17 protein-coding genes are annotated in these 14314 nt (G+C 65.8%); 12 read left to right on the top strand and 5 right to left on the bottom strand.

The features are described from left to right. Positions 1-5: 5 nt before the first annotated feature. A complete protein-coding gene (locus tag ACE3TQ_RS11650) occupies positions 6-3461 on the bottom strand; it encodes an indolepyruvate ferredoxin oxidoreductase family protein (protein ID WP_374582348.1) in 3456 nt (1151 codons plus the stop codon). 124 nt (positions 3462-3585) lie between these two features. Between ACE3TQ_RS11650 and ACE3TQ_RS11645 the strand changes: the two genes are divergently transcribed. Both ACE3TQ_RS11645 and ACE3TQ_RS11640 read left to right on the top strand, forming a co-directional pair. After that, positions 3586-4065, top strand: a complete 480-nt coding sequence (locus tag ACE3TQ_RS11645; RefSeq protein ID WP_374582347.1) for an Lrp/AsnC family transcriptional regulator — start codon at positions 3586-3588, stop codon at positions 4063-4065. Between the two features lie 117 nt (positions 4066-4182). Further along, positions 4183-5067, top strand: coding sequence for a hypothetical protein (locus ACE3TQ_RS11640; protein WP_374582346.1), 885 nt, complete (start codon positions 4183-4185; stop codon positions 5065-5067). A 100-nt stretch (positions 5068-5167) separates the two neighbouring features. Here the strand turns inward: ACE3TQ_RS11640 and ACE3TQ_RS11635 are convergent, their stop codons facing one another. After that, entirely contained in the window at positions 5168-5497 is a 330-nt protein-coding gene (locus ACE3TQ_RS11635) for a hypothetical protein (protein WP_374582345.1), read from the bottom strand. Positions 5498-5573: 76 nt separating this feature from the next. On the opposite strand from ACE3TQ_RS11635, the gene ACE3TQ_RS11630 reads away from it, so the two are divergent. Next, entirely contained in the window at positions 5574-5825 is a 252-nt protein-coding gene (locus ACE3TQ_RS11630) for a hypothetical protein (RefSeq protein WP_374582344.1), read from the top strand. A 12-nt stretch (positions 5826-5837) separates the two neighbouring features. Then, positions 5838-6215: a GFA family protein gene (locus ACE3TQ_RS11625; RefSeq protein ID WP_374582343.1), complete on the top strand. Its 378-nt coding sequence runs from the start codon at positions 5838-5840 to the stop codon at positions 6213-6215. Between the two features lie 9 nt (positions 6216-6224). On the opposite strand, the gene ACE3TQ_RS11620 is transcribed toward ACE3TQ_RS11625, so the two are convergent. After that, positions 6225-7691 carry a DUF4832 domain-containing protein gene (locus ACE3TQ_RS11620; protein ID WP_374582342.1) on the bottom strand — a complete coding sequence of 489 codons (1467 nt, stop codon included), beginning with the start codon at positions 7689-7691 and terminating at the stop codon, positions 6225-6227. A 62-nt stretch (positions 7692-7753) separates the two neighbouring features. Next, complete coding sequence (locus ACE3TQ_RS11615) at positions 7754-8566, bottom strand: ferritin-like domain-containing protein (protein WP_374582341.1); 813 nt, start codon at positions 8564-8566, stop codon at positions 7754-7756. 90 nt (positions 8567-8656) lie between these two features. On the opposite strand from ACE3TQ_RS11615, the gene ACE3TQ_RS11610 reads away from it, so the two are divergent. Beyond that, positions 8657-9016 carry a hypothetical protein gene (locus ACE3TQ_RS11610; protein ID WP_374582340.1) on the top strand — a complete coding sequence of 120 codons (360 nt, stop codon included), beginning with the start codon at positions 8657-8659 and terminating at the stop codon, positions 9014-9016. On the opposite strand, the gene ACE3TQ_RS11605 is transcribed toward ACE3TQ_RS11610, so the two are convergent. After that, positions 9013-9456, bottom strand: a complete 444-nt coding sequence (locus ACE3TQ_RS11605; protein WP_374582339.1) for a DUF411 domain-containing protein — start codon at positions 9454-9456, stop codon at positions 9013-9015. The genes ACE3TQ_RS11610 and ACE3TQ_RS11605 overlap by 4 nt on opposite strands. 85 nt (positions 9457-9541) lie before the next feature. Between ACE3TQ_RS11605 and ACE3TQ_RS11600 the strand changes: the two genes are divergently transcribed. The 7 genes from ACE3TQ_RS11600 (at position 9542) to ACE3TQ_RS11570 (ending at position 14258) form a co-directional block, all read left to right on the top strand. Continuing rightward, positions 9542-10129: a TetR/AcrR family transcriptional regulator gene (locus tag ACE3TQ_RS11600; protein ID WP_374582338.1), complete on the top strand. Its 588-nt coding sequence runs from the start codon at positions 9542-9544 to the stop codon at positions 10127-10129. A gap of 89 nt (positions 10130-10218) precedes the next feature. After that, positions 10219-11259 carry an NADP-dependent oxidoreductase gene (locus ACE3TQ_RS11595; protein WP_374582336.1) on the top strand — a complete coding sequence of 347 codons (1041 nt, stop codon included), beginning with the start codon at positions 10219-10221 and terminating at the stop codon, positions 11257-11259. Positions 11260-11341: 82 nt separating this feature from the next. Next, positions 11342-11695: a hypothetical protein gene (locus ACE3TQ_RS11590; protein WP_374582335.1), complete on the top strand. Its 354-nt coding sequence runs from the start codon at positions 11342-11344 to the stop codon at positions 11693-11695. After that, the gene (locus ACE3TQ_RS11585; protein ID WP_374582333.1) at positions 11695-12234 is read left to right on the top strand and encodes a GNAT family N-acetyltransferase; all 540 of its coding nucleotides are present in this window, start codon (positions 11695-11697) and stop codon (positions 12232-12234) included. The genes ACE3TQ_RS11590 and ACE3TQ_RS11585 overlap by 1 nt, the downstream gene beginning before the upstream one ends. Positions 12235-12250: 16 nt before the next feature. Then, positions 12251-13024: an exodeoxyribonuclease III gene (gene xth, locus ACE3TQ_RS11580; RefSeq protein WP_374582331.1), complete on the top strand. Its 774-nt coding sequence runs from the start codon at positions 12251-12253 to the stop codon at positions 13022-13024. Positions 13025-13039: 15 nt separating this feature from the next. Next, a complete protein-coding gene (locus ACE3TQ_RS11575; protein ID WP_374582329.1) occupies positions 13040-13768 on the top strand; it encodes a sterol desaturase family protein in 729 nt (242 codons plus the stop codon). Positions 13769-13862: 94 nt separating this feature from the next. Beyond that, positions 13863-14258 (top strand): ExbD/TolR family protein, encoded by a 396-nt coding sequence (locus ACE3TQ_RS11570; protein ID WP_374582328.1) that lies wholly within the window; start codon positions 13863-13865, stop codon positions 14256-14258. The last annotated feature ends 56 nt before the right edge of the window (positions 14259-14314 follow it).

Raw genomic sequence — 14314 nt, 5'->3', positions numbered from 1 at the left:
TCTTCTTATGCGCATTGAGAATTATCAAACGAACGGTTTGGCTGTCCGAATGACAGACCTGGCACCGGTTTTTGCCATTGCTCGAGCTTGGCTTGGTAGGCTTGCATGGCTTGCTGTTTGACCGGGCCGTAGCCGCGCACTTCCTGCGGCATGCGGGCCAGTTCGAGGGCGTGTTGGTAGCGGGTGGCGTCGAGGGCGGCGCATTCCTGTTCGATCAGTTGCGTGAACTGGGCGATCATGGCGCGTTCGCTGCGGCGTTCTTCGGTGTAGCCGAAGACGTCGAGGGCGCTGCCGCGCAGGACTTTGCCGCGCGCCAGCAGGCGCATGGCGCTGAAAATCCAGGGGCCGAATTTGCGCTTGCGCGGGCGGCCGGTGGCGGGGTCTGTGCGCGATAGCAGCGGTGGGGCGAGCCAGAGCGAGACTTTGCCGTGGCCGGAGAATTGGGCGGCCAGGCTGGCGCGGAATTCGTCGCTGCCGTACAGGCGGGCGACTTCGTATTCGTCTTTGTAGGCCATCAGGCGGTAGGCGCTGATGGCGACCTGGCGGGCGAATTCCTGCTGGCCGGGGGCGGCGCGCTGTTCGGCTTCGGCGGCGCGGGCGACCAGGGCGCGGTAGCGCTCTGCGTACGCGGCGTCCTGGTAGGCGGTGAGGTCGGTGATGCGGCTTGCTACCAGTTCGTCGAGGCTCAGCGCTTCCATGGCGACCGGCGCTGGGGCGGCGCGGACGCGTTCCAGCAGGCCGGGGTTGCAGGCGGCGATGCGGCCCCATTTGAAGGCGCTCAGGTTGAGGGGGACGGCGGCGCCGTTCAGTTCGATCGTGCGCTGGATGGCTTCCAGCGACAGCGGTACCAGGCCGTGCTGCCAGGCGAAGCCGAGCATCAGGGTGTGTACTACCACCGTGTCGCCGAACAGGGCTTGCGCGAGGGCGTTGGCGTGGATGGTGTGGAAGCGGCCTTCCTGGCAGCGTTGTTTGATGCGGGCGCGCATCAGCGATACGGGCTGGATGGCGTCGCGCTGGCGTACGATCTGCGCGGTCGGGGTTTCGTCGAGGTTGAGCACGGCGGCGCTGCGCTGCGGCGACAGGCGGGCGGCGTTGTCGGCGGCGGCTGCGACTACCATGTCGGCGCCGAGCAGCAGGTCGGCGGCGCCTTGGCCGATGCGGACGGCGCCGATCTGGCTGGCTTCGCGGGCCAGGCGTACCTGGCTGACGACGGCGCCGTTCTTTTGCGCGAGGCCGGTGAAGTCGAGCACGGTGGAGGCTTTGCCTTCGACGTGGGCGGCGCCGCCCAGCACGGCGCCGGTGGTCAGTACGCCGGTGCCGCCAATGCCGGCGACGACGACGTTGAAGGGGCCGTCCAGCGCTGGCACTTGCGGCGCTACCAGGGCGGCGGACAGTTCGGCTTCCAGCGCTTGCAGGCGTTCGGTTTCGGGCTTGCGCAGGCGCGGGCCTTCGATGTCGACGAAGCTTGGGCAGAAGCCGCTGACGCAGGAGAAGTCTTTGTTGCAGGCGTTCTGGTTGATCTTGCGCTTGCGGCCGTAGGCGGTTTCCAGCGGTTCGACCGAGATGCAGTTCGATTGCACGGAGCAGTCGCCGCAGCCTTCGCATACGCGTTCGTTGATGAACAGGCGGCGGTCGGGGTCGGGCATGGCTTTGCGCTTGCGGCGGCGGCGTTTCTCTGCGGCGCAGGTCTGTTCGTAGACGATGGCGGTGACGCCGGGTACGTCGCGCAGCATGCGCTGTACGGCATCGAGCTCGCTGCGGTCGTGGATGTCGGTGCCTGGGGCCAGGCCGTTGTCGCTTGCGTTGCGCCAGCGCGCGGGGTCGTCGGATACCAGCACGATGCGTTGTACGCCTTCGGCGTGCAGCTGGCGGGTGATGCGGGCCGGGTCGATCACGCCTTCGGCGGCCTGGCCGCCGGTCATGGCGACGGCGTCGTTGTACAGGATCTTGTAGGTGATGTTGGTCTTGGCGGCGACGGCGGCGCGGATGGCGAGCAGGCCTGAGTGCTGGTAGGTGCCGTCGCCCAGGTTCTGGAAGATGTGGCCGGTGCCGGAGAACGGTGCGGCGCCAACCCATTGCAGGCCTTCGCCGCCCATCTGCGAGAAGGTGCCGGTCTTCAGTTCGGGCTGGGCCAGCGACATGACGTGGCAGCCGATGCCGCCGCCGGCGATCGAGCCTTCCGGTGTCTTGGTGGAGCTGTTGTGCGGGCAGCCGGAGCAGAAGTAGGGTGCGCGCACGGGGATCACGGCGGCGGGCACGGGGACGGCGGCGGCGTCCAGCGCGGCCAGGCGTTCGGCCAGCATGGGCAGGGCGGCGCCGAAGCGGCGGGCGACGGCGCGCGCGACGAGCAGCGGGGTGAACTCGGATATCTCGGGCAGCAGCACGGCGCCGGTGTCGTCGGTCTTGCCGGTGATGCGGGGGCGTATGGCCAGGCCGTACAGGGCGTCTTTCAGCTGGGTTTCGACGTTGGCGCGCTTTTCTTCGATCACCAGCACTTCTTCGTGGCCGGCGGCGAAGGCGGTGGCGCCGTCCGTTTCCAGCGGCCAGCTCATGGCGACTTTGTAGAGGGAGATGCCCATGCCGGCCAGGTCGTCGCGCGTGAGCTGCATGTCGTCCAGCGCTTGCATGAAGTCCTGGTGCGCTTTGCCGACGGTGATGATGCCGAAGCGGCGCTGCGGTGCGGCGATGATGGTGCGGTCGATGCCGTTGGCGCGCGCCCAGGCGCGGGCGGCGGGCAGGCGTTCTTCAATCAGGCGCCGTTCCAGTTCGGCGCGCTGGGCGGGCCAGGCCAGCTTCGGGTCCCAGTTCAGGCCATGCGGCGGCAGCGCCAGGCCGGGCGTGCGCCAGTTGGGCATGGCGTCGAGCGTGACGGTGGCGGCGGTTTCAATCACTTCGGCGATGGTCTTCAGGCCGACCCACAGGCCGCAGTAGCGCGACATGGCGATGCCGGCCAGGCCCAGTTCCATCACTTCGCGCACATTGGCCGGTTGCAGCACGGGGATGGAGGCGGCGTGGAAGATGCCGTCGGTCTGGTGCGGGTACATCGACGATTGCGCGGCGTGGTCGTCGCCGGACACGGCCAGCACGCCGCCCAGGGCGGAGGTGCCGATGATGTTGGCGGTGCGGAACACGTCGCCGGTGCGGTCGACGCCGGGGCCTTTGCCGTACCAGATGCCGAATACGCCGTCGACCTTGGTGTCGCCGTAGGCTTTGTGCATCTGCGCGCCCCACAGGGCGGTGGCGGCCAGGTCTTCATTCAGGCCGGGCTGGAACACGATGTCGTGTTCGGCCAGCTGTTTGGCGGCTTTCCACAGTTGCTGGTCGTAGGCGCCGAGCGGCGAGCCGCGGTAGCCGGAAACCAGGCCGGCGGTGTTCAGGCCGGCGGCGCGGTCGCGGCGGCGTTGCAGCATGGGTAGCTGGACCAGGGCCTGGATCCCGCTCAGGAACATCGTGTCTTGCATGTGGGTGTCTCGTCATGTTTTTTTAATAGCGCTGATGGTAAGGCAAGGCGGTGAGCGAATGTCGCTGAAATTGCCAGCGTTTTATGCGATCATTAGTTGAAATTAACTAAGAAAACGAAGAATCATGGTGGAATTAACTACTTCGGCTGGGCCGGATAAAACCGACCGCAAAATCATGCAGCTGCTGGCGCGCGATGGCCGCATGGCCTGGAGCGAGCTGGCGGAGAAAATCGGCCTGTCGCTGACGCCGACCTTGCGCCGCGTGCGCCAGCTGGAGGAGGGCGGTTATATCAAGGGCTATGTGGCGCAGCTGGATGAGGGGCGGCTGGCGGGCAAGGTCAGCGTGTTCGTGGCGGTGACGCTGGTGAACCAGTCGGAGGAGGTGATCCAGCGCTTCGAGGAGCAGATCGCGCTCTCGCCGGAGGTGATGAGCTGCTTCCTGATGACGGGCGACGCTGATTACACCCTGCGCGTGGTGGTGCCGGACCTGGATGGCTACCAGCATTTCCTGACCCGTACGCTGACCCGCATCCCCGGCGTGGCGCACATCAAATCGAGTATTGCACTAAAGCAAGTATTGATGCGACCTTCACCACTTCTGTAATCATATGTATAACCCTTAGTTACATTCCCTTACAATCCCAAACATGCGCACGCTTGAGTTATCATGTGCGGATGCAGCAAACTCTCGGGGCTTCATAGTTTCAGTGAGGGAGGCCACATGCAAATTGAGCGAGTTCCATCTTTATTGCAAGACGTGGCCGAAATCAGGAACTGGCTGGTCCAGCATGTTCCGCTGTCGGGTTCGATGGTGGGGTATGACCTCTTCCTGAAGATTGGCAACGATTGTTTCAACGACAAGTCATTAACGCTGAGCGAACTCTGCAAGGGTTTGCCGCATTCTGAATCCGACGTCCGCCAAAGTGTCAGCGCCCTGGTCCAGGCCGGCCTGCTGGAGGCTATGGCCGATAGCGCCAGCGACAGCGTGCGCATTGTGCCGACACAGCGCTTCATGGACCTGCTGAAGCAGTACCAGTCCAAGTTTGAGAGCGTGTTCATTCCGCGCAAGGATTTGCGTGTGCGCCAGCTGTACACGGACGTGCACGACCAGCGTCTGCATCACCTGGTGGAAACGATGTACGACCATTTCCACGATATCGGCTGGGTGCACCTGCACAAATACGGCGCGGTGTGCTTCCTTATGGCGTCGCTGGTCAAACGCATCGCCACGGCTTATGGCTTCAAGGCGCGCGTGGAGTTTTGCCATGCCACGATCGCGACCCGGGAATTCAATTTCAACCTCGGCACGCCCGGCTATGCGGCACCCGGCCAGATCGAGGGCCACGCTGTCTGCATCGTCGATGAGGCGGTGCTGGTGGACTTTGCCCTGAGCTCCGTGCGGCGCCAGCTGCGCCGCGATTTCTACTGGGGCCTGGCGGCGGAGTATGCGCCGCACGATGTGGTGATGGCGCAGGTCGACCTGCCGGAGGGCGGCCAGGTGGCCTGGAAGAACGATTGGCAAACGCCGGATGGTCCGGGCGAGATCGCCAAGTACGAAATGCTGGTGGAAGAACTGTTCAAGGAATTCGTGGCCCGCTTCGGCTGAAGTTGTTAACGGTTTCTGTGGAAAAGTCTGTTAACAAGGAATTCCACTGCGCGCTAAGCTGCTGATTTGACGGGAAATAATTGCGCTGCACAATTTTCGGTCAACTCAGCCTGCCGAAGGTGAGGAAGATCCAGGCGGCGGCAATCACCACCATGCCGGCCATGGTCAGGCAGGACCAGGTGAAGAAATAGGCCGACACCATGGTGGCCTGCAGCGCGCGCTCGAACAGGAAGCCAAGGCCGAAGTCGAAGGTGGCCATCACCGTCCAGCGCCGGAAGTAGATCGGCAGGTAGCGGCTCATATATTTGTTGTGCTGCAGCGCCGCGTGGCGTTCGATCACATTGCGCGCTGCGCTCACATCCTTGAACAGCCAGTCGAAGAAGATAAAGCGGTAGAGCAGGGTGCGGAACGGCAGCGCGTCGGTGGCCATGTGCGTCTCCCAGGGGTGGTGGAGTACATGATATATAATTTCCGCCTTCCACGAAATCGCAGCACCGCAACTCCCCATGAAACCGCAGCCGACCTCCTTCCAGGAATTCCTTTCCATCCTGCGCCAGACCTGGCGCGCAACGGGCGTCTTCTTCGCCAGCATTGAGGTATGGTTGATGCTGCTGATGGCGGTGCTGGCGGTGGCCGGCGTCTGGCTCAGTTTCGGCGGCGAGCTGCTTGGCCCGGCCATGCTGGCGACGGTGCTGGCGTATATGGTGGCGCGTCCGGTGCTGCACATCAAAGGCATCCTGGGCTGGCCTTTCATTTGAGGGGATTCAAGCATGGCGGAGTATTTGCGCGGCAGCTGCCTGTGCGGCGGCGTGGCCTACAAGGCGGATAAACAAACACTGCGTGGCGCCAGCCATTGCTACTGCCATATGTGCCAGAAGCAGCATGGCGCGGCCTCTGGCACTTATGCCAATGTTGCCAGCGCGGGCTTCAGTTACGAACGCGGCGCGGACCTGGTGCAGGAGTACCATTCGTCCGACCACGGCCGGCGTGGCTTCTGCAAGGTGTGCGGCTCCACGCTGACCTGGCGCAGCACCGAATCGCCGGACCGCATCGCCATCACCCTCGGCACGCTGGAGCCGGAATACGATGGCCCGGTGCAGCATGAGCTGCATCCGGAATCCAAGCCGCGCTGGCTGCCGAAGGCGTAAGCGCCAGCCCTAGCGGCGCTTCAGCGTCGCCACCGCCAGCGTGCCGTCGGCGGCGCGTTCATGGATCGTCCATTTCAGCGGTGCGCGCGGCGAGGCGCTGCCGTCGCGCGCCGCCAGGCGCAGCGTGTAATCGCCAACCGGCAGCGCTGGCAGCGTCCAGCTGTTTTGCCAGGCCGCGCTGGTGCCGCCGCCGGCCAGCGATTTCAGGTTGGCCGCCGTCGGTGCGCTCCATACCACGGCGCCTGCGCTGTTCACCAGTTCCGCATTGACCGTCCACGCCTCGTAGGCCGGCGCGCTGCCGTCGTTGCGCAGTTGCGTGGTCAAGGTCAGCACGCCGGCACTGGTGAGGTTGACCGTGCTGCTGGCCACCGCATAGCGGTAGCCCGATTCGCGCCCCAGCATCAGCAAGTCGTTCTGTTCGGCCGCCGTCAGGCCCGGCCAGCGCTGCGCGTCGGGCAGCTGGGTCTGGAAGTTGCCGTTGCTGACCAGCGAAACGTGGAACAGGGCTGCCTGCTGGCGTGCGGTGGCCGGGTTGTCCTGCGGGTCGCCGCTGGTGAAGGGGCAGAACTCCGACACCACCGGCGCCTTCTGCCACTGGCTGGCGAAGGCCGCCCATTCGGCCGGGCGGTTGGTCCACTGGTCGAAGTAGCCGTAGCGGCTCAGGCAATCGGCGCGCAGGCCGACCGGCTTGCTGGTGATGGTTTGCTCCAGCATGCCGTAGGTCATCGCGTCCTTGTTGGAGTAGGGGATGAACATCACGTGCTGCTGGTTGGGGAAGGCGTCGAAGTGCATTCTCGCGAATTCGCGCTTGCTGGCGTTGCTGGCCGGCGTGATGCCGGCCGGCGGGCTGGCATAGGCGCTGGAACGCACCGCCCATTCGCCGTACTGGCCGTACATGCCGACGTCGATCCAGGCGATGTCCGGGTTGTCCGGCCCCAGCGCGGCGGCCAGCGCGGCCAGCATGGCGCGCGCCCGCTGCTGCAGCCAGGCGTCGTTCCAGTCGGGGATGAAGGTCAGGCCGGCCGTGGCGGCGTCGGTGTCGGCCCAGAAGCCGCAGCCGGCGGTGCAGCTGGCGTGGTTGACGATATAGGCCGGGGCGTACAGCTGGTTGTCGTCGTAGCCCGCCATCATGCGCAGGCGGAAGGCGAACTTGCGGCCCTGGCTTTTGGCGGCGGCCAGGTCGTTCAGGATGGCGCTGAAATTGTACTGGCCTTGCGCCGTTTCCACGTCTTTCCAGTAATAGCGGCGGTAGGCGTCCCTGGCCGGCCCCGCTTGCGGCACCAGCTCCTGGTTCTGCCAGCGGTAGTAGCCGCGCAGCGGGTTGATGGTGTCGTCGCTGGCGAGCGGGATCGCGCTGTAGCTGCGGCTGGCGTTGAGGGCGGTCCAGCCGGCGCTGGTGAGGGACTTCGGCGCTGCCAGCGCTGGCGCGTTGGCGGCCAGCAGGGCGGCGGCGAGCAGGATGTTCAGGCGCGGCATGGGTGGCTCCCGTGATGTTGGTGTACGGAAACTATAGTGCGCACGCCTGGCGCCGGCAATACTTACTTAATGTAGTAAAACAAGGCTTGCATTTCTGCTTCGCTGAAGCCGGCCTGGCGCCGCGCTTCGATATTGAACGGGCCGCGCACCGTGGCCTTGTATTGCACCACCAGCTGGTCGTAGGTGGCGATCGGGTCCAGGCCGCGCTGCCCGCACAGGTAGCCGTACCAGCGGTTGCCGATTTCCACATGGCCGATCTCGTCGCGCAGGATGATGTCGAGGATGGCCGCTGCCGCTTCGTCGCCGGCCTGCGCCAGCTTGGCGCGCAGCGGCGGGATCGCGTCCAGCCCGCGCGCTTCCAGCGTGCGCGGCACCAGGGCCATGCGCGCCATGGCGTCGCCGGTGGTCTTGGCCACCATTTCCCACAGGCTGCCGTGGGCGCTGTAGTCGCCGTAGGCGCTGCCCAGGGTGGCCAGGTGCGCCGCCAGCAGCGAGTAGTGGTAAGCCTCTTCCTTTGCCACGCGTAGCCAGTCGCTGTAGTACTGGGCGGGCAGGCCGGGGAAGCGCCACATGGCGTCCAGCGCCAGGTTGACGGCGTTGAACTCGATATGGGCCAGCGCATGCACCAGCATGGCGCGGCCCTCCAGCGTGGCCATGGAGCGGCGTCCGACCAGGCGCGGCGCCACCAGTTCCGGGCGCGCCGGGCGGCCGGGGATGGCTGCTTCCTGCGCCTGCAACTGGGTGGTGGTGTCGAGCGCCAGTGCGCCATCGGCCCAGGCGGCGGCCATGGCTGCCACGGCGGCGGTCTTGGCGGCGGGATCGGGTTCGACCAGGCATTGCAGCGCCAGGCTGCGGAGTTCGGGCTTTGCTTGCATTTCTCGGTTCCGGGCAGGGGCCGACAGTATAGTGCAGGTGGGTGTGGCAACGCACCGTCCGCGCGCGCCGCCGGGGCGCAGAATGGCGGCATGGATACCCAGACCATCCTGTTTTCCGCCTGCGTACTGCTCGGCCTGGCCGCTGCTGGCGGCATTGTGATGGCCCTGCTGCGCGTCGGCGCGCGCACCAATCCGCCGCACTGGATCGCGCTGCTGCACGGCTTTATCGCAGCGGCCGGCCTGACTTTGCTGGCTTATGTGACGATCTTCGCGCACGTGCCCGATCTGGCCGAAATCGGCCTGCTGGCCTTTGTGTTGGCCGCCGCCGGCGGCGTGTGGCTGAACCTGGCCCGGCACCAGAAGGGCCAGCTCATCCCCAATAGCATCATGCTGGTCCACGCCGCGGTGGCGCTGGCCGGTTTCGCCTTGCTGCTGCTGGCGGTGCTTTAGTTGTAGTGCTGGTAGACGCGGGTGGAGCCGTCCGGCAGCACCAGCAGCACGTCGTATGGGTCCTTGCGCGGCCCCTCCATGCCCGGCGAACCAAGCGGCATGGCCGGCACCGCCAGGCCTTTGGCTTTCGGCTTGGCCGCCAGCAGGCGTTTGATCTCGGCCGCCGGCACGTGGCCCTCGATCGCGTAGCCTTCCACCACGGCGGTATGGCAGGAGCCCAGGCGGTCCGGGATGCCCATCTTTTCGCGCGTGTCGGACGGGTTTTCCACGTTGTGCGCATCGACCTTGAAGCCGGCTGCGCGCAGATGCTTGACCCAGGCTTCGCAGCAGCCGCAGGTCGCGCTCTTGTAGACGTTGATCACAGGCGCGGCCGCCATGGCCAGCACCGGCATGGCCAGCAGCGCGGCCAGGAGTGTTTTACGGATCTTCATGGTGCGCATGGTGCCATAGCCGGCGGCGGAACGGGAATGACCTGGATCAAAATAGTTCTAGACGACCGGTCTAATCCGGGTTAGGCTGTGCCGCATGACTTCATCCAACTATGCAGACGTACGGCAGGGCATCATCGATGTCGCGTTGCCGCTGTTCCGCGACAAGGGCTTTACCGGTGTCGGGCTGACCGAAATCCTGGCGGCGGCGCGCGTGCCCAAGGGCTCCTTCTACCATTACTTCGGTTCCAAGGAGGCATTCGGCGCGGCCGTCATCGACAGCTATTTCGACAGCACCCTGGCGCATATCGACCAGCTGATGGCGCAGGCGCCCGATGGCCGCGCGGCCTTGCTGGCCTATTTCGGCGACTGGCTCGAGTGCCAGCTGAGCGAGGACGGCCAGTGCCTGGCGGTGAAACTGGGCGCGGAAGTGTCGGACCTGTCCGAAGCCATGCGCGCCGCGCTGCACCGAGGCACCAGCGGCATCCTGGCGCGCCTTGAAGCGAGCATTGAGCGCGGCGCGGCGGACGGCTCGCTGGCGCAGGGGCTGGATGCCAGAGTGCTGGCGGTGGCGCTGTACCAGAGCTGGGTCGGCGCCAGCCTGCTGGCCAAGATCAACCATGACCGCGCGCCGCTCGACACGGCGATGGCGGGCACCCGGCAAGTGCTGGACTTGAAGCAGTAACCGGATCGGGCGGGGCGCCATCGTGGCCTCCCGCCTTTTTTGTAGCTCAAAACTAGACGACTGGTCTAATACTGAAAAGGAGAAGCATCATGACCCAATCCGCCACCCTCAACCGCCGCATCGTCCTGGCCGCACGTCCGCAGGGCGCGCCCACGCCGGGCGACTTCCGCCTGGAGCAAACGCCGGTGCCGGAACCGGCAGCCGGGCAGGTGCTGCTGCGCACCCTTTACCTCTCGCTCGACCCGTACATGCGCGAACTGATGAACGAAACCGGGCCGGCCTACGCACCGCGCGTGGAGCTGGGCGCGCCGATGGTGGGCGGCACGGTCAACCGCGTGGTGGCCTCGCGCCACCCCGGCTTCCAGCCCGGCGAGATCGTGCTGGGCAACGCGGGCTGGCAGGACTACGCGCTGTCGGACGGCAGCGACTTGCGGCCCCTGGGCGATATGCCGCAGCCGTCGCTGGCGCTGGGCGGCCTGGGCATGCCGGCCTTCACGGCCTACGTCGGCCTGCTCGATATCGGCCAGCCCAAGCCGGGCGACACGGTGGTGGTGGCCGCCGCCACCGGCGCGGTGGGCGCCATCGTCGGCCAGCTGGCGCGCCTGAAGGGCGCGCGCGTGATCGGCATCGCCGGCGGCGCCGACAAGGTGCGCTTCGCGCGGGAGCAGCTGGGCTTCGATGTCGCGCTCGACCGGCACGACCCGCAACTGGCGCAGCAGCTGGCGCAGGCCGCGCCGCAGGGCATCGACGTCTATTTCGAGAACGTGGGCGGCGCCGTGTTCGACGCCGTGCTGCCGCTGCTGAACGTGGGCGCGCGCGTGCCGGTGATCGGCGTCATCGCGCACTACAACCAGCAGGGCGCGGCGCAGGCGCCAGGGCAGGACCGGCTGCCGAAAGTCATGTCCACCATCCTGCAGAAGCGCATCCGCATGCAGGGCCTGGTGATCCTCGACCACTACGCAACGCGCCATGAGGACTTCCTGCGCGAGATGACAGCCTGGGTGCGGGAGGGCAAGATCCGCGTGGTGGAGGACGTGCTGGACGGCTTGCCGCAAGCGCCGCAGGGCCTGATCGGGCTGCTGCAAGGCAGCAATTTCGGCAAGCTGGTGGTGCGCGTCGCCGGGGATTAAATTTGTTGCAAGATAGTGCTATCCGAGCTTGTTGCCTCATGGCATAATTGGTTTAGTTCTTAATAATATAAATAAATTATTCATGAATGCAATTAAGTTTGTGGCCGCCGTATTGGCCCTGGCGGCCGGCGCGGTCGCGGCAGCACCGCAGCCAGCCGGCATGTGGGACACCCTGGTCGGCGTCAAGTACGCCAAGGCCCGTAAAGAAGTGATCGACGCCGGCTGGCGTCCCGACCACCGCAACGCCGCTTCCGAATGGGAGCGCCAGCTGCAAGGCCAGTTCCCCGAGCTGCGCTCCTGCGAAGCGGCCAGCGGCCACTGCACCCATTACTTCGTCTCGTACGACGGCAACTGCCTGAAGGTCGTGACCGAAGGCGACACCGTGGCTTCCTTCCGCGTGCGCAGCGTAGCCCAGGCTTGCCCGAAACAGCAGTAATGTCCTACACCCTGCGCCTGGCCGTGGCGGGCGACATGGCCGAAATCATGCGCCTGGAGCGGGCCGGCTTTGCCGCCGCCATCCAGGAAACCGAGCACACCTTCGCCGAGCGCCTGCGCGCCGCGCCGGAAGGCTGCTGGGTGCTGGCCGGCGAAGCAGGGCGTTTGTACGGCTACCTGTGCGCCGAGTTCTGGCCGCTGCAAACCGGTGTCGATCCGGCCCGTTTCGCGCGCGACCACGCCGCCGCCGAGACGCACGACGCCAACGGCGAGGAAGTCTATATCTCATCCATGGTGGTCGATCCCGCCACGCGCGGCACCGGCTGGGGGCGCCGCCTGTTCAGCGACGCCCTGGCCGCCATGTTCGCGCGCCAGCCGCGCCTGCGCAGCGCCATACTGATCGTCAATCCTGAGTGGCAAGCCGCGCGCCGCATCTACCAGGCCGAAGGCTTCCGCGAGATCGGCGAGATCGCCGGCTACTTTGCCGCCGGCGACGGCGCACGCCTGCCCGCAATCGTGATGCGCCGCCCGCAAACTTGAGCGCATAATGGTCGCCATGCGAGTTGCGACCTTCAACATCAACGGAATCGGCGCGCGCCTGCCCGCGCTGCTGCAATGGCTGGATGAAACCCAGCCGGACGTCGCCTGCCTGCAGGAACTGAAGTCGCCCCACGAAAAATTCCCGGAAGCGGCCATCAACGACGCCGGCTACGGCGCCGTATGGCACGGCCAGAAAAGCTGGAACGGCGTCGCCATCCTGGCGCGCGGCAGCACCCCGCAGGAGCTGGGACGCAGCCTGCCGGGCGACCCGGAAGACGTGCAAAGCCGCTACATCGAAGCCATGGTGGGCGGGCTGATGGTGTGCTGCCTGTACCTCCCCAACGGCAACCCCGCGCCCGGCCCCAAGTTCGATTACAAACTCAAATGGTTCGACCGCCTGATCGCGCGCGGCGCCGAACTGGTGGCATCGAAAACGCCGGTGATCATGGCTGGCGACTACAACGTCATGCCGACCGAGCTCGATGTCTACAAGCCGGAGCGCTGGCTGGATGACGCCCTGTTCCGCCCCGAGACGCGCGCCGCCTTCGCCCGCCTGCAGGCGCAGGGCTGGACCGACGCGCTGCGCGCCATGCATCCCGGCGAAACGATTTATACCTTTTGGGATTACTTCCGCAACGCCTTCGGGCGCGACGCCGGCCTGCGCATCGACCACCTGCTGCTGAACCGCACGCTGGCGCCGGCACTGCGCAAGGCCGAAGTCGACCGCATGGTGCGCGGCCGCGAAAAGCCGAGCGACCACGCGCCCACCTGGGTCGAGCTGGACCTGTAGTGCTATCATCCGGCGATGGAATTGTATGCCTACCCCTTTCTCGCCCTCCTGTTTGTCGGCCTGTTCAGCCGCGAAGTGATTGCCCCCGCATCGCGCAACCAATGCGACAAGCGCTGGCAGATCCTGGCCCTGTCGCTGGGCGCCGCGACCATCGTCGTCACGCTCGCCGTCGGCTATTTTTTCGCCGCATCGATCGAGCGCTTCGCCTGGTTCCGCGCCGGCGCCGTGATGCCCGATTGGGTGGTCGGCCTGGCCAGCTTCCTGCTCACCAGCTTCGTGTTCTACTGGTGGCACCGCGCCACGCACGCCTCCGATTTCCTGTGGCGCCTGACGCACCAGCTGCACCACAGCGCGCTGCGCGTCGAGTCGCTGACCGCGTTCTACGCGCACCCGCTCGATACCGCCGCCGCCGTCATCATCAGCGCGTTTTCCAGCTACCTGGTGCTGGGCGCCAGCCCCATCGCCGCCGCCATCGCGCTGCTGCTGACCGGCGCCTTCGACCTGTTCCTGCACAGCGATATGCGCACGCCGCGCTGGCTCGGCTACATCGTGCAGCGCCCGGAAATGCACACCGTGCACCACGCCTACGAACACCACGCGCAGAACTACGGCCTGCCGCTGTGGGACATGCTGTTCGGCACGTGGGACAACCCCGCCGAACGCCGCGTGCAGCTTGGCTTCGACGCCGACAAATCGGCCCGCATCACCGACATGCTGCTGTTCCGCGACGTGCACAAGAATTAGAGAACCACCTCTAATCTTTGCGCTGCGGCATCAAACGCGTTGTATATTGGCCTCACTCCGGAGTTCATTCACTTGACTAACTAGAGGAGGCTGTATGCGTTTTCAACGCGAGCAAGAAGCAGAGCCGCTGAACCAGCTGAATATGACGCCGCTGATCGACGTCATGCTGGTCCTGATCATCATGCTGATCATCACCATCCCCAAGGCGAACCACGCGATCGGCATGGACATGCCGCGCGGCGGCGCAGCAACGCAGTCGGTCGCGCAGACACTGGAGATTGATTTTGACGGCACGCTCTGGTGGAACGGCGCCCAGCTGGCCAGTCGCGCCGCGCTGGAGGAAAAGCTGTCCACCCTGGCCAGCGACGACAGCGTGCAGCTGCGCTCCAACGGCCTTGCACCGTACCAGGTAGTGGTCGGCGTCCTCTCCACCGCCCAGCGCCACGGCATCCGCAACATCGCCCTCATCGGCAACGAGCGTTTCCAATAGAAATTCGGGGTCAGGTCTGACAATCGGACAAAGTATGCGCTTCGCGCATACTTTGT

The sequence above is a fragment of the Pseudoduganella sp. genome, from assembly GCF_041914865.1.
Taxonomy (GTDB): domain Bacteria; phylum Pseudomonadota; class Gammaproteobacteria; order Burkholderiales; family Burkholderiaceae_D; genus Rugamonas.
This window is presented reverse-complemented; position numbering and strand designations above follow the sequence as displayed.